General features: G+C 63.4%; 24 protein-coding genes. 14 read left to right on the top strand and 10 right to left on the bottom strand.

The features are described from left to right. Positions 1-5: 5 nt before the first annotated feature. Complete coding sequence (gene ccoG / locus I3J27_RS24945) at positions 6-1,445, bottom strand: cytochrome c oxidase accessory protein CcoG (RefSeq protein ID WP_270161369.1); 1,440 nt, start codon at positions 1,443-1,445, stop codon at positions 6-8. Positions 1,446-1,475: 30 nt separating this feature from the next. After that, positions 1,476-1,796, bottom strand: a complete 321-nt coding sequence (locus tag I3J27_RS24940; protein ID WP_270161363.1) for an ArsR/SmtB family transcription factor — start codon at positions 1,794-1,796, stop codon at positions 1,476-1,478. 85 nt (positions 1,797-1,881) lie between these two features. Between I3J27_RS24940 and I3J27_RS24935 the strand changes: the two genes are divergently transcribed. From I3J27_RS24935 to I3J27_RS24925, 3 genes are read left to right on the top strand one after another with little or no spacing between them, the layout of a single operon-like run. Continuing rightward, positions 1,882-2,310, top strand: coding sequence for a YeeE/YedE family protein (locus I3J27_RS24935; protein WP_270161359.1), 429 nt, complete (start codon positions 1,882-1,884; stop codon positions 2,308-2,310). A 5-nt stretch (positions 2,311-2,315) separates the two neighbouring features. After that, positions 2,316-2,783 carry a DUF6691 family protein gene (locus tag I3J27_RS24930; RefSeq protein ID WP_270161352.1) on the top strand — a complete coding sequence of 156 codons (468 nt, stop codon included), beginning with the start codon at positions 2,316-2,318 and terminating at the stop codon, positions 2,781-2,783. Between the two features lie 21 nt (positions 2,784-2,804). Continuing rightward, positions 2,805-3,161 (top strand): carboxymuconolactone decarboxylase family protein, encoded by a 357-nt coding sequence (locus I3J27_RS24925; RefSeq protein ID WP_270161348.1) that lies wholly within the window; start codon positions 2,805-2,807, stop codon positions 3,159-3,161. A gap of 70 nt (positions 3,162-3,231) precedes the next feature. On the opposite strand, the gene I3J27_RS24920 is transcribed toward I3J27_RS24925, so the two are convergent. Then, positions 3,232-3,558, bottom strand: a complete 327-nt coding sequence (locus I3J27_RS24920) for a hypothetical protein (RefSeq protein WP_270161345.1) — start codon at positions 3,556-3,558, stop codon at positions 3,232-3,234. Positions 3,559-3,682: 124 nt separating this feature from the next. Then, positions 3,683-4,087, bottom strand: coding sequence for a hypothetical protein (locus I3J27_RS24915; RefSeq protein WP_270161343.1), 405 nt, complete (start codon positions 4,085-4,087; stop codon positions 3,683-3,685). Positions 4,088-4,271: 184 nt separating this feature from the next. On the opposite strand from I3J27_RS24915, the gene I3J27_RS24910 reads away from it, so the two are divergent. From I3J27_RS24910 to I3J27_RS24900, 3 genes are all read left to right on the top strand, one after another. Further along, entirely contained in the window at positions 4,272-4,502 is a 231-nt protein-coding gene (locus I3J27_RS24910) for a hypothetical protein (protein WP_270161340.1), read from the top strand. A gap of 15 nt (positions 4,503-4,517) precedes the next feature. Further along, entirely contained in the window at positions 4,518-6,551 is a 2,034-nt protein-coding gene (locus I3J27_RS24905; RefSeq protein WP_270161337.1) for a pyrroloquinoline quinone-dependent dehydrogenase, read from the top strand. A gap of 170 nt (positions 6,552-6,721) precedes the next feature. After that, complete coding sequence (locus tag I3J27_RS24900) at positions 6,722-7,015, top strand: HdeA family protein (RefSeq protein ID WP_270161335.1); 294 nt, start codon at positions 6,722-6,724, stop codon at positions 7,013-7,015. Between the two features lie 124 nt (positions 7,016-7,139). Here I3J27_RS24900 and I3J27_RS24895 read toward each other — a convergent pair whose 3' ends face one another. Next, entirely contained in the window at positions 7,140-7,604 is a 465-nt protein-coding gene (locus tag I3J27_RS24895; protein WP_270161333.1) for a PaaI family thioesterase, read from the bottom strand. A gap of 363 nt (positions 7,605-7,967) precedes the next feature. On the opposite strand from I3J27_RS24895, the gene I3J27_RS24890 reads away from it, so the two are divergent. Then, positions 7,968-8,264, top strand: a complete 297-nt coding sequence (locus I3J27_RS24890) for a hypothetical protein (protein WP_270161330.1) — start codon at positions 7,968-7,970, stop codon at positions 8,262-8,264. Positions 8,265-8,367: 103 nt separating this feature from the next. Continuing rightward, positions 8,368-8,622 carry a hypothetical protein gene (locus I3J27_RS24885; protein WP_270161326.1) on the top strand — a complete coding sequence of 85 codons (255 nt, stop codon included), beginning with the start codon at positions 8,368-8,370 and terminating at the stop codon, positions 8,620-8,622. Positions 8,623-8,674: 52 nt separating this feature from the next. Here the strand turns inward: I3J27_RS24885 and I3J27_RS24880 are convergent, their stop codons facing one another. Together I3J27_RS24880 and I3J27_RS24875 are read right to left on the bottom strand one after the other, a co-directional pair. Then, the gene (locus tag I3J27_RS24880; RefSeq protein WP_270161316.1) at positions 8,675-8,908 is read right to left on the bottom strand and encodes a DUF6894 family protein; all 234 of its coding nucleotides are present in this window, start codon (positions 8,906-8,908) and stop codon (positions 8,675-8,677) included. 165 nt (positions 8,909-9,073) lie between these two features. Further along, entirely contained in the window at positions 9,074-9,262 is a 189-nt protein-coding gene (locus I3J27_RS24875) for a hypothetical protein (protein WP_270161314.1), read from the bottom strand. Between the two features lie 779 nt (positions 9,263-10,041). Between I3J27_RS24875 and I3J27_RS24870 the strand changes: the two genes are divergently transcribed. Continuing rightward, the gene (locus tag I3J27_RS24870; RefSeq protein WP_270161311.1) at positions 10,042-10,281 is read left to right on the top strand and encodes a DUF2798 domain-containing protein; all 240 of its coding nucleotides are present in this window, start codon (positions 10,042-10,044) and stop codon (positions 10,279-10,281) included. Between the two features lie 802 nt (positions 10,282-11,083). On the opposite strand, the gene I3J27_RS24865 is transcribed toward I3J27_RS24870, so the two are convergent. Then, positions 11,084-11,251, bottom strand: coding sequence for a hypothetical protein (locus I3J27_RS24865; protein WP_270161306.1), 168 nt, complete (start codon positions 11,249-11,251; stop codon positions 11,084-11,086). Between the two features lie 366 nt (positions 11,252-11,617). Here I3J27_RS24865 and I3J27_RS24860 point away from each other — a divergent pair, with 366 nt between their 5' ends. Next, a complete protein-coding gene (locus tag I3J27_RS24860; protein WP_270161303.1) occupies positions 11,618-11,773 on the top strand; it encodes a hypothetical protein in 156 nt (51 codons plus the stop codon). A gap of 12 nt (positions 11,774-11,785) precedes the next feature. Here I3J27_RS24860 and I3J27_RS24855 read toward each other — a convergent pair whose 3' ends face one another. Beyond that, positions 11,786-11,986, bottom strand: coding sequence for a hypothetical protein (locus I3J27_RS24855; RefSeq protein WP_270161301.1), 201 nt, complete (start codon positions 11,984-11,986; stop codon positions 11,786-11,788). A 533-nt stretch (positions 11,987-12,519) separates the two neighbouring features. Between I3J27_RS24855 and I3J27_RS24850 the strand changes: the two genes are divergently transcribed. From I3J27_RS24850 to I3J27_RS24830, 4 genes are all read left to right on the top strand, one after another. Continuing rightward, a complete protein-coding gene (locus I3J27_RS24850; RefSeq protein ID WP_270161299.1) occupies positions 12,520-12,642 on the top strand; it encodes a hypothetical protein in 123 nt (40 codons plus the stop codon). A 722-nt stretch (positions 12,643-13,364) separates the two neighbouring features. Further along, positions 13,365-14,453, top strand: a complete 1,089-nt coding sequence (gene recA, locus I3J27_RS24840) for a recombinase RecA (RefSeq protein WP_106951821.1) — start codon at positions 13,365-13,367, stop codon at positions 14,451-14,453. Positions 14,454-14,754: 301 nt separating this feature from the next. After that, the gene (locus I3J27_RS24835) at positions 14,755-15,753 is read left to right on the top strand and encodes a hypothetical protein (RefSeq protein ID WP_270161296.1); all 999 of its coding nucleotides are present in this window, start codon (positions 14,755-14,757) and stop codon (positions 15,751-15,753) included. Between the two features lie 59 nt (positions 15,754-15,812). Next, positions 15,813-16,787: a hypothetical protein gene (locus tag I3J27_RS24830; RefSeq protein ID WP_270161294.1), complete on the top strand. Its 975-nt coding sequence runs from the start codon at positions 15,813-15,815 to the stop codon at positions 16,785-16,787. A gap of 138 nt (positions 16,788-16,925) precedes the next feature. Here I3J27_RS24830 and gcvP read toward each other — a convergent pair whose 3' ends face one another. After that, on the bottom strand, positions 16,926-19,790 hold the full coding sequence (gene gcvP, locus I3J27_RS24825) for an aminomethyl-transferring glycine dehydrogenase (protein WP_270172878.1): 2,865 nt from the start codon (positions 19,788-19,790) through the stop codon (positions 16,926-16,928). Between the last annotated feature and the right edge of the window lie 130 nt (positions 19,791-19,920).

The following is a 19,920-nucleotide window of genomic DNA, read 5'->3' as shown; positions in this document are numbered from 1 at the left end:
AAGTCCTATCGGTCACCCGGCACGAAATGGTCGCGGGCGTTTGCGCGTCCGCCGCCGGCGGTGTCGGCGATGCCAATGTCGATGTCGCGCGAGGTCTTCGGCAGGTCGGCAAGGCCAACCTGCACCGACAGTCTGACCTCGCGGGTCTGATCCTGCCCGACCTCGACGACCGGCTTGCCGCTGGGACCGGCCTCGATGCCGGCCACGCGAATGGTTGCGCCTGGCAGGCCGGAGACGTCGAGCGTAAAGGATCGCTGCGCGCCCTTGTTGAGGATGCGGACGGTGTAATCATTGCGCACGCCGCCATCCGAGAGCTGAACGAAGAGGGGATTGCGCTCGTGCAGTACATTGACGTCCATCGTTGCGCGTGTGGCGAGCGCATAGAGCATGATGCCGCCGACGATGGCGATGGCCGCGGTATAGATCAGCGTGCGTGGACGGATGATGCGGTAGATCGGCGCCTTGCCTTCCCGTCGCCGCTCCATGTTGACGTCGGTGTCGTAGCCGATCAGGCCGGCGGGCCGGCCGATCTCGCGCATGACGTTGTCGCAGGCGTCGATGCACAAGCCGCACTGGATGCAGCCGAGCTGGATTCCATGGCGGATATCCACGCCGGTTGGACAGACGTTGATGCACTGGTGGCAATCGACGCAATCGCCGGCGAGATCAGCGTGCGCTCGTGCGACCTGCGCCTTCTTGACCGACATGCGCGGCTCGCCGCGGTCGCGGCGGTAGGTGACGTTGAGCGCCCATTCGTCCGTCAGCGCCGCCTGAATGCGCGGCCACGGGCACATGTAGATGCAGACTTGCTCGCGGGCGTGACCGGCGAAGAGATAAGTCGTTGCGGTCAGGATTCCGATCCAGAGATAGGCGATGGCAGGGGCCTGGAAGGTGGCGAGCTCCTTCACCAGCGTCGGCGCGTCGGCGAAATACAGCACCCAGGCGCCGCCGGTCCACCAGGCGATCATGACCCAGAGAAAGTGTTTCAGCGCGACCTTTCGGATGTGATCGAAGGTCCAGTAGCGCTTGTCGCCCTGCATGCGCTCGCGCCGATCGCCCTCGACCCAGCGCTCGACGGCATAGAACAGGTCGGTCCACACCGTCTGCGGACACATGTAGCCGCACCACAGACGGCCCGCGACCGCGTTCATCAGGAACAGCGTCATGGCCGCGATGATCAGCAGGCCGGTGAAATAGTAGACCTCCTGCGGCCACAGCTCGATGAAGAAGAAGTAGAAGCGGCGATGCGGCAGGTCGATCAACACGGCTTGATCTGGCAAGCCGGGCCCGCGATTCCAGCGCGCGAACGGCAGCAGGTAATAAGTCCCGAGCGTGACGCCGAGGATCGCCCACTTGATGCGGCGGAAAGGGCCGTGGACCGACTGCGGATAGACCTTCCTTCGCTTCTCGTAGAGAGGTCCCTCGATGAAGGTGTCGTCGGTCATGCTGCGCTCCCCGGGTTTGCGCCAGCAGCCCTATTCCGGTGCGCAGAAGAGGCGGTACAAAGTCTCCAGCACCGCGCGGACCTCAGGGCTCGCGATGCTGTAGTATATCGTCTGGCCGTCCCGCCTGGGTTTGACCAGGCTCAATGCGCGCATCTTTCCGAGATGTTGCGATAGTGCGGCCGACGACAGCCCCGCGATGTCGGCGAGTTCGCCGACGGATTTTTCGCCGTCCAGCATGTTGCAGAGAACCAGGAGCCGCTTGGGATTGCCCATGGCCGCGAGGAGGCGGCAGGCCTCTTCGGCCTTCTCCTCTAGGGCGAGCAATTCCTGATTCCGGGGCTTGCGCTTCATGATCGATCAATATATTAGTACATTCGAAAATAAGAAACAACTAAATAACGTTGCCGCCGAGAGTGTTCTAAATCCGGAGGTTCTGATGGGTTCGACATCATTTACGCCGATTGCCTCCCTCGTCGGCGGCGCGCTGATCGGCCTGTCGGCCGTTCTGCTGATGTGGGCGACCGGACGGATCGCCGGCGTCAGCGGCATCGCGGCGCGGCTGTTTCCGCCCTATGAGGACCGCGAATTCGCCGGCCGGCTCGCCTTCGTTGTCGGTCTGCTTGCCGCGCCCGTGCTGGTTCGGCTCGGCACCGGAAGCCTGCCCGCGCAGACGATTGAGGCGGGGCCGGCCATCTTGATCGTCGGCGGACTGCTCACCGGCTTCGGTTCGGTGTGGGGCAGCGGTTGCACCTCCGGGCACGGCGTCTGCGGCCTGTCGCGGCTCTCGGCGCGTTCGCTGGTCGCGACCATCACCTTTATGGCGGCCGGCATGGCGACGGTCTTCGTGATGCGGCACTGGGGCTGACGGCAATGGCAATCCCGGTTCAATTCGTGATCGGCCTGATCTTCGGTCTCGGCCTCATCGTCTCCGGCATGTCGAACCCGGCGAAGGTTCTGAATTTCCTCGATGTTGGCGGCATTCCCGCAGGAACGTGGGATGCGAGCCTTGCCTTCGTGATGGCCGGTGCGGTGGCCGTGACTTTCACCGGCTTCAATCGTGTCCTGAGGCGGGCGCGACCGTTTTTCGCCGAGCGATTTTATCTTCCCTCACGAAGGGACATCGATTCCAGGATCGTCGCGGGTCCGGCGATCTTCGGCGTTGGCTGGGGACTGGCGGGCTTCTGTCCGGGCCCGGCGCTGACTGCGCTCGGATTCGGCTCGGCGTCCGCCGTCATCTTCGTCGCTGCGATGTGCGCCGGCATGGTGCTCGCACGCTTCGTCGCTCGTTTGCCGTCGCTAAGGCGAATCGTCGCGCCAGCCGATCCGCTCGAAACCTGAAGTCACCGCAGAGAGTAAGTCATGGACAAGAACTACGTCGACATCACCAGAAACATCTCCGCCAACATGCGCAAGCTGCGGGGCGACATTCCCGACACCATGAAGGGATTTGCCGCGCTTGCCCAGGCCGCCACGCGCGAGGGCGCGCTCGACAAGAAGACCAAGGAGCTGATGGCGCTGGCCCTTGGCGTCGCCGCGCATTGCGACGGCTGCATCGGTTTTCACACCGAAGCGCTCGTCAAGCTGGGAGCGACGCGCGAGGAGGTCGAGGAGACGCTCGGCATGGCCGTCTACATGGGAGGCGGGCCGTCACTGATGTACGCCGCCGATGCGATCGCAGCCTATGAGCAATTTCAGCAGCAGACGGTTGCCGCCTGACGTCGGCAATCCCGTTCAAGCACGTCAACGGGACCGGGCGATTCGTCTCGACCGGTCCCGCCGTCATGGTCTACCAGTGATCGCCAACGCCGACGCCAACGCTGACGCCGGGCGCGCGAATGCCGACGCCGGCACGCGGGCCATCGTCCCAGTCGCGATAGGTGCGCCGCTCGTAATAGCGGTCGCGCGGCATGGTGGCGTAGGAATCGCGCACGATCACGCGTGAGCCGCCACGGGTGCGATAGCAATTACCGGCGTCGTCGCAGACGAGCCGGACTTCCTGAATGAGATCTGGGCTGGTGTATTCGCTGGTCGTGTAGACGTCGGCGGCTTTCGCGCCGCTCGCCGCAGCGAGGGCCCCGACGCCAGCCAGCAGTGCAATCGTGAATGTTCTCATCGTGTCCTCCTCCGAAACTGCCCTCGGCGGTAACAAGAATGCGAGGCGGCGATCGTTCCGGTCAATTGACAGGTTTTTCCCGGAACCGGATCGCGTGATTGTTCCTAGGATCGCGTGATTGTTCCTAGATCGGCTCGTAAGTCTCCGATCCGCAGATGTCGTCCGCCTCCGCGCGGCGGCGATCGACCACTTTTCCCCCGTTGATCGTCACGATGTAGATCTGGGTGCCGAGCGCGGAGCCGGTGGCGGAGGTGAGCTGTGCGCGGACGCAGGCGGTCCAGCCCGGTCCCCGCACCTCGCGATGGGGCGGGGCGACGTGCACCTCGCGCGGATAGGACGTGTTCAGGAACACCACGTTGATCTGCTCGCGCACCACGCGTTTGACGTCGGGCGCTGGCTCGGGCGCCGGCTGCTCGGCTTCCTTCAGCCGCATGAATTCGGGCACCGGCGCGCGGCTATCGGCAAAGCCGCAAGAAGCCAGCGCGAGGGCACCGGCCATCAGCGCCGCATGAGCAACAATCCGCAACATCCGTGAAGGTCCCCTGCGGGCCAACAGATAGGCAGGAATGCGATCTGGCGAAGCCCCCGCCGATCAAGATTTGCTGAAGCCAAGTTTACGGAAGCCAAGTTTTACCGAATACCTTGGAACCCGCGGCATTTGCTATTAGGGGAAGGCGGGCTAATTTGTACCCCAGGCGAGGGGGATTGCACCAATGAGGATTTTGGTCATAGCGGCCGCAGTGCTGACGTTGACGGCTGCTTCGGCCGAGGCGCAGGGGCGCGGCAGGGGCCAGCCGAATGAAGGCGGCCAGAAGGCGGACAACAAGCCCAAGGTCGACGACAAGGCCTACAAGGCCGCGCTCGAGCGCATTCCCGAACCCAAGGAGAAGTACGACCCGTGGAGCGGGGCTCGGCCGGCCGAGCCTGCCAAGAAGTCGAAATAAGCGGGGTGGGCGCTGGTGACCCGCCCGTATCATTCGGCCGCTCTCCTGGCGCTTCTCTTGCTTTTGTCGCGGCCATGCACCGCCTGGGAGAGCTGGGGCGGCGATGCCGGCGGCTCGCGCTTCTCGCCATTGCGCGAGATCACGCCCGACAATGTCGGCAATCTGGTCCGGGCCTTTGAATTCCACACCGGCGATCTCGCGGCGCGCCCGCCCGAGGTGATGCGGCGAACCAAATTCCAGGCGACGCCGCTGTTCGTCGAGGACAGCCTGATCTTCTGCTCACCCTTCAACGAGGTGATTGCGCTCGACCCCGGCACGGGCGCGCAGAAATGGCGCTACGACCCGAAGATCGCGGTCAACCAGCGGCCCGCCAACCGCTACGTCTGCCGCGGCGTCACCTATTGGATCGACGACGAGGCGCCTGCGAATGCCGCCTGTCGATCGCGCATCTTCATGGGCACGAACGATGTCCACCTGATCGCGCTCGATGCGAAGACGGGAATTCCCTGTGCCGGTTTCGGCCATGGCGGCGAGGTCAGGCCCGATATCGGCATGAAGCTGGACTGGCCCGGCGAATTCCAGATCACCTCGCCGCCGGCGATCGGCCGCGGTGTCGTCGTGGTCGGCTCCGCGATCGGCGACAACCGCCGCGTCGACGCACCGAGCGGCGTCGTGCGCGCGTTCGATGCGCGCACGGGGCAGCCGCGCTGGACCTTCGAGCCGCTCAAGCGCGACGGCATCGAAGCCGGTCACGCCAATGTCTGGGCGCCGATGTCGGTCGACGCCGCGCGTGGGCTGGTGTTCCTGCCGACGTCCTCGCCGTCGCCGGACTTCTGGGGCGGCAAACGGCCGGGCAATAACGAGCATGCCAATTCGGTGGTCGCGCTGCGCATCGAGACCGGCGAGCTCGTATGGGCATTCCAGACCGTGCATCACGACGTCTGGGACTACGATCTGCCGGCGCAGCCGACGCTGACGCGGATCGACACCGGCGAAGGTCAGCGCGACGTCGTGATCCAGCCGACCAAGCAGGGTTTTGTCTTCGTGCTCGATCGCGAGACCGGCAAACCGGTGTGGCCGGTCGAGGAGCGCGCGGTGCCGCAGGGCGGCGCGGAGAGTGAAATGCTGTCGCCGACACAGCCGTTCCCGACGCATGTGCCGGCGCTGACGTCGCAAAAGATCTCGACTGAGGATGCGCTCTCGCTGCTGCCCGGCTTGGGCCGCTCGTCCTGCGAAAGACAGTTCGCGGCGGCACGTAACGAGGGGCTGTTCACGCCGCCCTCGACCCAAGGCACGCTGGAGTTTCCCTTCACCGGCGGTGGGGTCAGCTGGGGCAGCGCGGCCTTCGATCCCGCCAACCAGATCCTCTACGCCAACACCAGCCGCGCCGTTCATCTCATCAAGCTGATCCCGCGCGCGGAGGCGGCCGGATTCGATCCGCCGCCCGGTCATGATTTCGGCCAGCAGAAGGGCGCGCCGTTCGCGATGTTGCGTGGAGTGATGACGTCGCCACTCGGAATGATATGCGTCAAACCTCCCTGGGGTGAGATGGTGGCGGTCGATCTCAGGAACGGAAGGATTCTCTGGCGTTCGACCGTCGGCACGACCGAGGATCTCGCCCCTTTGGGCCTGCCTCTTCCCTGGGGCACCCCGCTCGTCAACGGGCTCGCGGTCACTGCCGGAGGTCTGGTTTTTACCGGCGCGATGGATGCCTACTTGCGCGCCTTCGACGCGCGAAGCGGGCGCGAGCTGTGGCAGGGCAGGCTGCCGGTGCCCGGCGTCGCCAATCCCATGACGTATCTCTGGAAGGGCGAGCAATATGTCGCGATTGGCGCTGGCGGCCATTCCGACGGTCCAACGTCGATCGGCGACAGCGTCGTTGCGTTTCGCCTGGCGCGGCCGGGCGAAGGGCCATCGCTATGGTCTCGCACCATCGATCGTCCCGGCGGACGATTTTTTGCGGCATCCTCAGCGATCGTAATCGCGATCGTTGCGCTTGCGATCGCGAGCCTGCGCTGGCGACGACGTCGTCGTGTCACGCAATCATAATCGTGTTGTGGATGCGATGCGAACGGCCGTTCGCATCGCGCTAAACTCAATACTGGCACTACTTGCATAGCGCTTCGGACTTCGTTTACGACGTTGGAGCGGTGAGTCACTTCCCGCCGACTTTTCTCACAAGCCTTTTCTTTATGGCGTTAGCGCCGATGGAGATTCCGATGAAGACCACGCTTTCGCTCTTGTTCGCCGCAGCGCTCTCGCTGACATCGATGCCCGCCCACGCCGTCAAGTGGGACCTCTCGACCATGACCTGCAAGCAGTTTCTCGAGAGCGGCGAGGACAACATCGCGGTCGTGCTGACCTGGATGGACGGCTGGTACAAGGGCGACGAGGACAACGCGATCATCGACACCGAGGTGTTCATCGATAACGCCAAGAAGTTCGGCGCCTATTGCGGAAAGAATCCGACCGTCAGCGTCGTCACCGCGGCTGACGAGATTCTTGGCAAATAATTCTTGAAACGTGCCGACTGAAGCGCGGATGCGATCGCGCTTCAGTCTCCCGCTTCAATGCGAACGTGATGGAGAGCCGCGGTGCGCCTTGCGCTCACACGGCTCTCTTCTTTTGGGGTGCCGCTCAGCCCGGCAGCATCGCGAACGCGCTCGACACCATCGCCACCGGCTTGTTGTCGGCGGCCGAGAGCAATGTGACGCGGCCGAAACTCATGGTGCGTCCGAGCCGCACCACGCGGGCGTCGGCGAGCACGTCCGACGAGGAGACCGCACGCATGAAATGCGTGGTCTGGTCGACCGTCGTCATCGGACGATAGCCGCGATTGGCGGCGAGGTTGGCGATCACCATCGCGGTGTCGGCAAGCGCCATCAGCGCCTGTCCGCACACCACGCCGCCGTTGCGGCACAGCCGCTCGGCGAATGGCATGCGCAAGAGCGCGCCGGGCTGCCAGTCCGGCACATCCGCTGGCGGCACGTGCTCGATGCGCTCGACGGAGAGGTTGAGATCCAGGACCCAGGGCGCGAAGACCTCGCCGAGTATGCGTCTTGCATCAGTGATGCCGAACTCGGCCTCTGGCTGCGATGGCATTGCTGTCGGTTCCTCCCGTGTTGCCGGATATTTCAGCCATTCTGCGCGCATCGGCCCGGCAAAGTCACCCGGTCTTGCACCGGCCCGCCGGCTTGAAAATGCCCGACTTCGCCCGATATGATAGCTCGCTTGGGATGGGGTGGGCGATGTTGCGTCGGTGTGTCCTCGTGTTTTCGCTGGTGGCGGTCGGCCTCGCGCTGAGCGGCTGTACCAGGTGCGGCCCGATCTGGGACGACTGGCTGCATTCGCCGAAATCGTGCAGATCGGACCGGCTCTAGCGCGCCATTCGGTCCCGGTGGGCCGTTGACAGGAATGACAGGGCGCGGTTGATCCGCACCTGTCTGGATGATCAAGGAGTGAGTGATGAAGCTTTTCCGTATGGCGGCGGTGCTGCTGGCCGTCGCGGCGGGACCGGCCTATGCGCAAATGCCCAATATCAATTTGATGCAGGACGCCCCAAGCAAGTCCCCGGAGGAGAGGGCCGCGGAAGTCGAGCGTGACAAGGCCTACAAGGAAACGCTGAAGAAGATTCCGGACTCCAAGGCGTCCAACGATCCCTGGGGTGGCATGCGTTCCGATCCGCCGAAGCAGGCGGCTGCGCCGAAGGCCTCGGCCGCAACCAGTGCGCCCAAGAAGAAGTCGGGCACGACCGCCAACTGATCTTGTGCCGGATCGGGGGCGGTTGACGCCTCCGGCCGGGACTCCTCTCCGGCCGGCCTGCTCCCTACATCTTCCAGAGCGTATCGCGTTGAGGAGGAACGGCATGGCCGAGCGTCCGCGGGATCTCGCCGAGCGGATGGCACGCCGGCGCAAGATGGGCGGCAAGCCGGGCGAAAGCGGCGGCGACGGCTATCTGCGCGAGACATTCACGCTGCCGCGCGCGGCGGCGCGGGCGAGGGCCGAGGCGTTCTTCGCCCGTTACCCCAAGGCCGGCTATATGAGCGTGGTCGAGACCTGGCGCGAGCTGCCCGGCGGCGACATCGAATTCACCATGCGGCGGCTGCCCAGCGCCGACTAGAGCATGATCCGGACCCGAAGGGCCGCGTTAGCGCAAAGTGCGAAGCGGTTTCCTATTCGAAGGTTTCCGCGACGATGCGGATCCGGAACACGGGCTCCTTGGTCTCGTCCAGCAACTCCATGTGCCATTCGGAATTTTCGTGGAGCTTGCGGGCGATGCCGGCGGCCATGTCGGCGCAGACGCTGGTCATCTCTCTCCAGGCCGCATTGCGATCGGCAAATTCCGTCGCCTGGTCCGCACAGCCGGAATAGCGCCCGTTCCGGATTCGAAAGAAGTAGAGCGGCATGGCTGGCACCGGTCGCGCGTGATGGTCCCGCCTGCCGGGCCATAGGCGCGCGCAGTCCAATCCCAAACCGTGAACAGATCAATTCCGGGCCGCTACGGACGGCACTGCGCGGGGCGCGTCGCGGTTCCCTGCAGGGCTGCGGCCGCCTGGTTCAAGCCGTCCTGTTCAAGCCGTTTTGCGCCCGATCGCCTTCAACTCCCGATCGATGCGAAGCTGCACCCGCCGGATTGCGAGCAGATCGATCTTCGTCTCGGTCTTGCCGGTCTTGGTCTCCTCGCCGATGCGGAACTGCCACTGCCAGATTCCCGGAATCGCCGTCTTGGCAACGCTGAACTCGACGCCCCTGTGATTCATGGTCACCCTCCACGATTCACGTCCATGACATCTGAACATGTTGGCCGTCATCATATTCCCGCGACAAGTAAAATTTGCCGGTAAGACTTGGAGAGTTCACGGGAATCCCAAGAACGCGCGCGGTCCGAAACAAACGAAAAGAACTTCCGAAAGACGTGCACGGAATCTGGGCAACGCGGAACAATTCAACCGGTCACGGCGGGGACCGTTCGCGCCGAGGAACTCTGTTCATGGTCGGAGAACCACGGGAAGGATGATGCGTCGAATATCGCTGTTCCGGGTTCCCGGTTCCGTTCCGGCGTCTGGGCTTGTCGCGCTCGTGGCCTTCCAAGCGTACGGGGTACGTTCGACGTTTTTCCACTTTTGCGTGTCACGTAACTATGCTCTGCTCGCGAACGACGGTTCAAACGCGATGTCACGAAGGGGAAGGCGTGAACTGGCTGAGACATCTTGCGCTGCGCTGGGGTGCACGGAATTTCTCGCTGGTCTGCCCTCATTGCCGGCGTCCCGCATCCTTGCCGGCATTCAGGCGCGGGCGTTTCATGCTCGGTGACGAGAAGCTCAGTTGCGAAGGGTGCGGCGAGACCAGTGTGGTCACGTTCTGGCGGTTCGAGGGGCTGTCGTGGCGGTCCGAGTGCACGGGAGCGACACAGCCCGCGCAGCTGTCCAGCTCGCGGCACTGATTCCAGACCGGCGATGCGATCGAAGCCTGGGCTGCGGCATGTGCCTTGCTTGGCCCCATGACAGTCAACAAGCATGTCAACATACATGGGCGCCTCATGCTCGGCATTCCCCGCCGCTACTCTCATTTCGTCTTCGGTGTCATCCAGTCCGGTCTGACCTCGCTGATCGCCGCGGGCATCGCCAGCTTTCCCGCCATCAGCGCGATGGTCTTCCTGGAGCACTGGATGGTGTCGTGGCTGATCGCCTGGGCCGCGATGCTGCCGCTCGTGCTGCTCGCTGCGCCCGCGATCCGCGCCTTCTCGCTGCGGCTGACGCGGGAGGAGCGGGCCTCGTGAGCCGGACGGCCGGCATGAAAAAACCCGCTTGGGGAGAGCCAAGCGGGTGGAAGGTTATTGGAGGCTGAGGTGCTGGGCTGCAACACCATTAGCCGAACGAGCCTAGCCGGTTGAGCTTACGTCAGCCTGACACCGGCGCCAGATCCGGCCTCCGGCGCGCGTCGGCGCGAACAGAAAACCCCGCTCGGGGGGAGCGGGGTCCTCGACTGGTATGGAGGCCCGGTGTTGGTCCACCGGGCGTGACGAGACTAGGCGACCACGCTTACGCGCGCCTGACAGCGGCGTCGAAATCGGCATCGTTCGAGGCCGCAGACTGACCCCGCACCCGTCCCAATTTGGCCATCCGATCGCACCACTGGAGCCACACCCGCGAGCGAGATTCCGTCTCGTTCGGCGAAGCCATGGGGGAAACGTGGCGCGCCGGGAACGGGGTGGCATCATGGATAACGTAGAGCGGTCATTCGCCGCCGCGACGGCGGCTGGCTTCGTCGTGCTTGTGATCGGCATCGCGCTGCTGGTGCTGATGTAGCGCGGTGGGAGGGGACGGGGGCCGGCCATCCAGGATGGACACCCGCGGGCGCGTCCCAAACAAAAAAGTCGAAAACAACCCCATGCACAGTAGGTGGCCTGGCGATTTCGCTGCGCGATCAATGGGTTACTTGCGGTATTTGGATACCTTTACTGCTTCTGACCGGCCTCCGAAGGCGCATCCTGGCGGCCACCCCTCTGTGACGCGTCCCCGGGCCGTCAGCCTGGCGCCGGCGCGACCGCGGTCAGATCCGAAGGCCTGGCCCTCGCGGGCCTAATGAACCTTGATCTCGCCCAAGGGGAGGTGGAGCTCGGCGGCGCGCTCCGCGCGGTCCTTCTTGCGGAACTCGTTTTCCTTCCGCTCGAATTTCACCATCTCCTCCTGCGCCGCCTCGAGCAGGGGATTGCGCCTGAGAGCATCCTGGTGCGTATTTTCCGTCATGACAGAGGTCCCCACTATGGCGATCCCAACCCAGACAAAGCCGACGATCACGGAAGGTTCAGTGCCGAACGATTGCGGAATTATGACGGCGATGGGCGCCCGAGTCTTTGATGCGCGTCATGTTCAGTGGAAGAGGAGGCATGACGAGCTCGCTCGTCTCTGAATCTGGACACGGGACAGCGCCTACTTCCGTGGCGGCAGGACATACCAATGCAGTGTCAGCAAAGCCGCAAACGCTCCCGATAGCGAAAGGATGATCGCTAGGGTGATCGAATATTTGCGAACCCGTTTTGCCCGGCCCGTCTGGATAAGAAGCATTGCCCGAGAATGCACGTTTAAGTAACTTTGGGATAGCGGGAGGCACACATGACAGAACCGAAGGACGTCGAACGCAACTGCCCGGAATGTGACGGCACGGGCCAGGACGCCGGCATGAAGCCGGTTCGGCTCGGTGAAAAGATCGAGTTTCGCCCGTGCACCAAATGCGGTGGATCGGGGAAAATCAAAGAGGCCGCCAACTGAGGCGGCCTTACTTTACTTCGGCGGCTGTAGACCGGGGGACCGCAGCCACTCGCTCATGTGCGAGCCGGTTTCTGCCTCTCGGGCCTTTCGCAGCATCTCCTCGCGAGCCGCTCCAGGTGGAAGTGATTTGGCTTTCTCACGTAGGCGAGCCGCTTCTTCGGCTAGACGGACCTCGAGAATGTCTGTTTGTTTGAACCGACGCCGCTCACTCATCGCAACCTCCAAAAACGGGTCCTAATCCGTGGGGCTTACTGGGATTTGATCTAAGTACGCAGATGCGCGGCTGTCGGTTCCAGAGTGGACACAATTCAATCAGGCCACCCTCAAAATCCAACGCGTGATCGCCCCGAGTACGAGGGCCACGTCAAGCGCATCTTCGGTCAACAAACTCGAACTGGATCTATGAAAGAGGCCGCCAACTGAGGCGGCCTTACTGCATGAGGACGGCAATGGCTGTCAGCAGGACAGGTAGCGTTCCAAATGCAACTACCGCAGCGATGTACAAGCGCTCGTTTTGCATCGAGGCCTCCCCACGGGCTCTGTGAGGCCATGATAGCGGAAGTGGAACCCGTGTGATGTGCAGTTCGTGCCAATATCGGGCGGCCTAGTCCCAAACAGGGCACTGCCAAATTCAATTTAGGCCACTAGGGGTCAAATACGGACGGTACTCAAATTTGGGTACTGGCCGAAATGAGCCACGGCAATTTTCAAAACAGGCCACGTTGCCTAAGGACGCAAGCTTTCGCTTGATCGTCACTGGCAAGATTGGCGTGAAGGAAATTGAGCGCCTCATTCAGAAGCTTGCAATCGATAAAGAAATTCTAGCCGATCAGGACGACGAGGACATTTCGCAGTTCGTTGAGAAATGAAAGAGGCCGCCAACTGAGGCGGCCTCTACTGTCCTCCATTCGGCTTTGAGGGGCCATCCTCCACTTCAAAGGCGGCCGCCAGACTTGCCCAATCGGAAGCAAGATCAAGCCAAGCTTCTTCTTCAGTCGCACTTTGCGCGTTAGCTGCATTCAAGCGGCATTGCTTCGCTCGCATGCGGCATTTTTCGGCGTGTGATTTGCTCAATTAGGGCTTAGGTCGGCGGCCGCAGGCCGGGCGAGGTAAGCCATTCCGTTATGTGCAATGCGGTTTCATCGCGTCGAGCTTTGAGCAACATACACTCGCGCTCAACGCCAGGCGGAAGGGCGTTGGCTGCCTCACGCAAAGCCTTGGCTTCATCCGCAAGACGTTCTTCAAGGGATTTGGGGTGCCTGAAACGGCGTCGCTTTTGCACGGCGCTGCTCCTTTCCTTTCGAGGAAGGCGGGAGCGCGAACCGGCGTTCTCATCACCGATAAAAGCCACGTTCCGTTCGGTGATAGTTCCTAACGTTTCACTAAGGGCAGGGTTGCTCAAGAAGAATCGCGAATTAGGCCACTACCACTTTCAAACTAGGCCGCTGAGGTCGGAAACAGGCCAGCGCCAAAATCCGCAAAAGAACATATTGCGAACCTAGAACAAATGGGGTACATTGATTTTATCGCCGCGCCGCCCCGCCAACCGTTTGTCCCTCTAGCGAATCCTCGCCATAAGGAGCACGACCCAATGTCCACCACTGCCCTGCGTATCGTCGAAGGATCCTCCATGGACAAGAGTAAAGCTCTGGCTGCCGCGCTCTCCCAGATCGAGCGCCAGTTCGGCAAGGGCTCGGTGATGAAGCTCGGCAAGAACGACCGCTCGATGGATGTCGAGGCGGTCTCGTCCGGGTCGCTCGGGCTGGACATCGCGCTCGGCATCGGCGGCCTGCCGAAGGGGCGCGTCGTGGAAATCTACGGGCCGGAATCCTCGGGCAAGACCACGCTGGCGCTGCATACGGTTGCGGAAGCGCAGAAGAAGGGCGGGATCTGCGCCTTTATCGACGCCGAGCACGCGCTCGACCCGGTCTATGCCCGCAAGCTCGGCGTCAATATCGACGAGCTCCTGATCTCCCAGCCCGACACCGGCGAGCAGGCGCTGGAGATTTGCGACACGCTGGTGCGCTCGGGCGCGGTGGACGTGCTGGTGGTCGATTCGGTCGCGGCCTTGGTGCCGAAGGCCGAGCTCGAGGGCGAGATGGGCGATGCACTGCCGGGCCTTCAGGCGCGTCTGATGAGCCAGGCGCTGCGCAAGCTGACGGCCTCGATCAACAAGTCCAACACCATGGTGATCTTCATCAACCAGATCCGCATGAAGATCGGTGTGATGTACGGCTCGCCGGAAACCACCACCGGCGGCAACGCGCTGAAGTTCTACGCCTCCGTCCGCCTCGACATCCGCCGCATCGGCGCGATCAAGGAGCGCGACGAAGTGGTGGGCAACACCACGCGCGTCAAGGTGGTGAAGAACAAGCTGGCGCCGCCCTTCAAGCAGGTCGAGTTCGACATCATGTACGGCGAGGGCGTCTCCAAGATGGGCGAGATCCTCGATCTCGGCGTCAAGGCCGGCATCGTCGAGAAGTCCGGCGCCTGGTTCTCCTATGACAGCCAGCGCCTCGGCCAGGGCCGCGAGAACTCGAAAGCGTTCCTGAAGGCCAACCCCGACATCACCGCCAAGATCGAGACCTCGATCCGCCAGAACTCCGGCCTGATCGCCGAGCAGATTCTCGCCGGCACGCCCGAGCGCGACGCCGACGGCGAGGAGCCGGCGGACGAGTAAGACTAACGCGAAGAGTTTTTCGCGAGGAGCGGGCGCTGAGGACGTTGAGTTGCCGACGTCGTCAGTGCCCGTTTCGTTTTGTTTGTAGCGATCGGGTGGCGCGATGAAGCGTCTGATCTTGACCGGCTGGGGTGGCGGGAGTGATCTTGCTCGATCGGGTTTGGCCGAGATCATCATCCCGTTCCATTTTCAATCTGCGTGGGGCCGCTCCCGCCAGCGGAAAAGCTCTCGGCTTATTTTGCGGCCTACACGAAAGATCTGAGAGGCGATTGTGTCTCGTTTGGGAGTAGGGTGCCGGGCCATGAAGCGCGTAGTCCTGACGAGTTCGTCCGGTGTTGGCCTCATCCACGCGAATCCCGTCGACATGGTCGCCCCGCTCATCTTTCGCTTCGTTTCCGGGCCGTTGCCTACGTCGCATCATCTTGATCAATATCTCGAAGGTCGCAAGTACCCACGCGATCCGGAGGTGCAGTGGTCCGACCTCGTGAGGCGGTCCTCCCAGACGGGCCTCGCACACAAGAATCTTGGATTGGTCTGGTTCTGTAACGCTTATGGCGTCGATCTCATTGAGCTGTGGTTCGATTCCGAACCGAACAGTCAATTGCTATTGATCTGGATACTCGACTATCTCCGCTCCGAACCATACGCGGCCGAGCGTCTTAAGCTGCGAGTCGTCGATTTCGATTTGCTCGGAGCAGGCGGCGCCAGGCTTCGCGATCATACCGTGCGGGGCTTCGACGTCACCGAGCGCGACTTCGAGGCTGCCCGCATCGCCTGGGAGGCCTACCGGGCACCAACGCCCGAGCTCTGTTTCGGATTGCTCGGCAGGGATTTCCCCAAGCTGCCCTTCCTGAAGCCGGCGATGGAGCAGTTGCTGGCAGAATTGCCGTCACCCATCACGGGCCTGGGTGCGACGGAAACGCAGCTTCTCGACTTGATCGCAAAGGGGCACAACCGTACCCGGGAGCTGTTTCAGCCGGGCGGGCTGCTCGACACGCGCGTATTCGACCAATGGGAGCTCGGCCCGTTGCTCGAAGGGCTCGCCTCCGGTCCCGTGCCGGCGATCGCGGGTCTCGACCCGAAGCTCGCGACGCTCGCCCCGCACGATGCGCGCGGCCGCAACGCCGCTTATCGCCGGAGCCGGCTGTCGCTGACCGAATTCGGAAGAGCAGTTCTCGAAGGCCGCGAAGATTTCCGCCGTTACAATCCGCTTCGGCGCTGGTGGGGTGGCACGCTCCTCACCAACGAGCGGCTCTGGCGATGGGATCCCAAGACCCGTTCGTTGATTGCGCCGACCTGATGCGGGGGGCTGCTGATAGCGCTTCCTGGTTTCATATCGGTTTCGATTGAGAGGTGACCTTGTCCCATTTGATTTTAGCCACGAACGATCTCGCGGAAAACGCGCTTCGCCAGTCGCGGGTCGCGAACGTCGTGCTTGGATTCTATCCACGCTTCATCTGGCGGAAATTGCCTTCCGAGGAGCAACTCTTGATGGGGCTGGAGCGCAGATCGGCAAAGCACTGCAATCCCGGCGATCATTGGCTCGATGACGTTTGTCGCGGCTCGCTCAACGGTTTCGGCACGTGGGATACCGGTTTCTTCGAGCTGTGCGCCAAGTTCGACTCAATTGAAATATGGGTCGACCCTCGGCCCAATGATCAGCTCGTGCTGGTCTGGTTGCTCGACCTGCTTCGCCCTTACAGGGAGATCACGACAAAGCTGAGCCTGGTGCATGCGGATGACACTGTTGCGAACTATGCTCCGGAGTCCGTGAAAAAATGGAAGCTGCCGGCCTTCAAGGTGACGGAGAACCATCTGGTGATGGCAAGCCGCGCCTGGCGAGCCTATCGGGCTGAAACACCGCAATCCTGTTTCGATCTGCTGATGACGGACCTGACGATCCTGCCGAGACTTCGATCCGCCTTGATCGCTGTGCTCGAGGAGCTTCCGGACAGCGTGACGGGACTCGGTGCCAGCGAAATGGATCTGCTGGATTCTGTGAACGACGGGCACACCGACCCGAGGATCGTCGAGGAAGCGAGGTGGCTTCGCGACGTGTTCGATCAAAACGACGCGCGCGATGCCTTGCTCGAACTGGCGGACTATTCGGCGCCGCCGGTCCTGTTGGGTGATCCGGCGTTCAACAACGAGGATCGCTACTTCGGCAGGAGCGAGTGGAAGGTCACGCTGACTGAACTCGGGCGTTCACTTCTGGCGCGCGAAGACGACATGTGGCGCCACAACCCGATCAGACGCTGGTGGGGCGGTACTGAACTCACCAACGAACGACTGTGGCGGTGGGATCGCGAAAGCCGATCGTTGGTTGCGCCTTGAGCCGGTGCTGTAGGGTGGGCAAAGGCGCGCACGCGCCGTGCCCACGACATTTCAACGCGGAGAAAGGTGGTGGGCACGCTTTCCGCCTTCGCTCTTCGAGCTACGGCGGACAAGCCGCTTTGCCCACCCTACGAGACCTTACTCCGCCGCTTCCGCGTAATCGCTCACCGGCGGGCAGGAGCACACCAAATTGCGGTCGCCGTAGACGTTGTCGACGCGGCCCACCGGGCTCCAGTATTTGTCGGTGCGCGAGGTGCCCGCGGGGAAGCAGCCTTCGCTGCGGGGGTAGGCGCGGGCCCAATCATCATCCGCGATGTCGTGCACGGTGTGCGGAGCGTGGCGCAGCGGCGAAGCCTCGATCTTGAAGCGGCCGGCCTCGACCTCTGCGATCTCCTTGCGGATCGCGATCATGGCGTCGCAGAACCGATCCAGCTCCGCCTTCGATTCCGATTCGGTCGGCTCGATCATCAGCGTGCCCGGCACCGGGAAGCTCATGGTGGGTGCGTGGAAGCCGTAATCGATCAGGCGTTTTGCGATGTCGTCGACAGTGACGCCGGAGCTTGTCTTCAGCGGACGCGGGTCGACGATGCACTCATGCGCGACGCGGCCCTTGGCGTTCTTGTAGAGCACCGGGAAGTGCGCATCGAGGCGCGCGGCGATGTAGTTGGCGTTGAGGATCGCGATCTCGGTCGCACGCTTCAGGCCTTCGCCGCCCATCATCAGGATGTAGATGTAGGAGATGGTCAGGATCGACGCCGAGCCGAACGGCGCGGCCGAGACCGGGCCGACAGGAGCTTCGCCGTTCGTCACCGGGTGGCCGGGGAGGAACGGCGCAAGATGCGCCTTGACGCCGATCGGACCCATGCCGGGGCCGCCGCCGCCATGCGGGATGCAGAAGGTCTTGTGCAGATTGAGATGGCTGACATCGGCGCCGTAATCGCCGGGCCTGCTAAGGCCGACCTGCGCATTGAGGTTGGCGCCGTCGAGATAAACCTGGCCGCCATGGCCATGGACGATGTCGCAGATCTCGCGAATGTGCTCCTCGAACACGCCGTGGGTCGAGGGATAGGTGATCATGACCGCGGCGAGGTCGTTCGAATGCTTCTCGGCCTTGGCGCGGAGATCGTTGACGTCGACGTCGCCGTTCTTTTCGCAGGCGACCACCACCACGTCCATGCCGACCATCGCGGCCGAGGCCGGGTTGGTGCCGTGGGCGGAGGAGGGGATCAGGCAGATTTTTCGGTGCGTCTCGCCGCGCGCGGCATGATAGCCGCGGATCGCCAGCAGGCCGGCGTACTCGCCCTGCGCGCCGGAATTCGGCTGCAGCGAGATCGCGTCATATCCGGTGATGTCGCACAGCCATTTTTCCAGCCGCGCGAACAGCGCGTGATAGCCCTTGGCCTGCTCGCGCGGAGCGAACGGATGCAGGCTACCAAACTCCGGCCAGGTCAGCGGCATCATCTCGGTGGTCGCGTTCAGCTTCATCGTGCAGGAGCCGAGCGGGATCATGGCGCGGTCGAGCGCGAGGTCGCGATCCGAGAGCTTGCGCATGTAGCGCAGCATCTCGGTCTCCGAGCGGTGCGCGTGGAAGACGGGATGGGTGAGGAAAGCGGTCTTGCGCTTCAAGTCCTCCGGCAGCGCCTCGCGCGTCGAAGCGTCGATCTCGGCATAGGCGAGCGTGCCGCCGAAGGCGCGCCAGACCGCCTCGACCGTCGCGGGCGTGGTGGTCTCGTCGAGCGCGATGCGCAAGTTCGTGTCACCGATGCCGAGATTGATTGTCTCGGCAGCCGCGCGCGCGATGATCTGGGCGCGCTTGCCACCTGCATCGACGCTGAGCGTGTCGAAGAAGTTGTCGCTGTCAGGCGCAAAGCCCAGCTTGCGCAGGCCGCTCGCGAGCACGGCGGCGCGGCGATGCACGTTGCGTGCGATCTGCGCGAGGCCCTCGGGGCCGTGATAGACCGCGTACATCGAGGCGATCACGGCGAGCAGCACCTGCGCGGTGCAGATGTTGGAGGTCGCCTTCTCGCGGCGGATGTGCTGCTCGCGGGTCTGCAGCGCGAGACGGTAGGCGGGCATTCCGCGCGAGTCCACGGAGAGGCCGACGATGCGGCCGGGCAGCGAGCGCTTCAGCGCATCGCGCACCGCCATATAGGCCGCGTGCGGTCCGCCATAACCCATCGGCACGCCAAAGCGCTGCGCCGATCCGATCGCGATGTCGGCGCCGAGCTCGCCGGGAGAGGCGAGCAATGTCAGTGCCAAGAGATCGGCGGCCACGATCGCGAGCGCGCCCTTGGCCTTCAGCGCCGCGATCGCGGGCCTGAGGTCGCGCACTGCGCCGGATGAGCCCGGATATTGCAGCAGCGCGCCGAGCACGTCATCCTTCGCGAGATCGGTGAGGGGATCGCCGACGACCAGGGTCCAGCCGAGCGGCTCGGCGCGGGTGCGCATCACAGCCAGCGTCTGCGGATGCACGTCCTTGTCGACGAAGAAGGCCTTTGCTTCGACCCGCGAGTGCCGCTCCGCGAGCGCCATGGCTTCGGCCGCCGCGGTGGCTTCATCGAGCAGCGAGGCGTTGGCGACGTCGAGCCCGGTGAGATCGCAGATCATGGTCTGGAAGTTGAGCAGCGCTTCCAGCCGGCCCTGGCTGATCTCGGGCTGATAGGGCGTGTAGGCCGTGTACCAGGCCGGATTCTCAAGGATGTTGCGCTGGATCACCGCGGGCAAAATCGTGCCGGAATAGCCTTGGCCGATCAGCGAGGTGAAGACCTGGTTCTGCCGTGCAAGCTCGGCCATATGCGTGATCGCCTCGGTCTCGCTCAGCGGCTTGCCGAGATCGAGCGGCGCGGCCTGCCGGATCGAGGCCGGCAGCGTCTCCGCCATCAGCGCATCGACGCTCTTGGCGCCGACGGTTTCGAGCATGGCGGTGACATCGCGGGCGGAGGGGCCGATGTGGCGGCGAGCGAAGGTGGCGGTGTCGCCGTTGGATTTGCGGTGCGCGGTCATCATGGGTCCTCGCTTAGGAGTTGCTGTCATCGCCCGCCTAGTGCGCAATTGCGCACTCCGGCGGGCAATGATGTGGTGGCGGCTGGCCTCATCACTCCGCTGTCATGCCCCGCGAAGGCGGGGCATCCAG

The sequence above is a fragment of the Bradyrhizobium xenonodulans genome, assembly GCF_027594865.1.
GTDB lineage: Bacteria > Pseudomonadota > Alphaproteobacteria > Rhizobiales > Xanthobacteraceae > Bradyrhizobium > Bradyrhizobium xenonodulans.
Note: the sequence above shows the minus strand (reverse complement) of the source record. Positions and strands in the feature narration are given on the sequence as shown.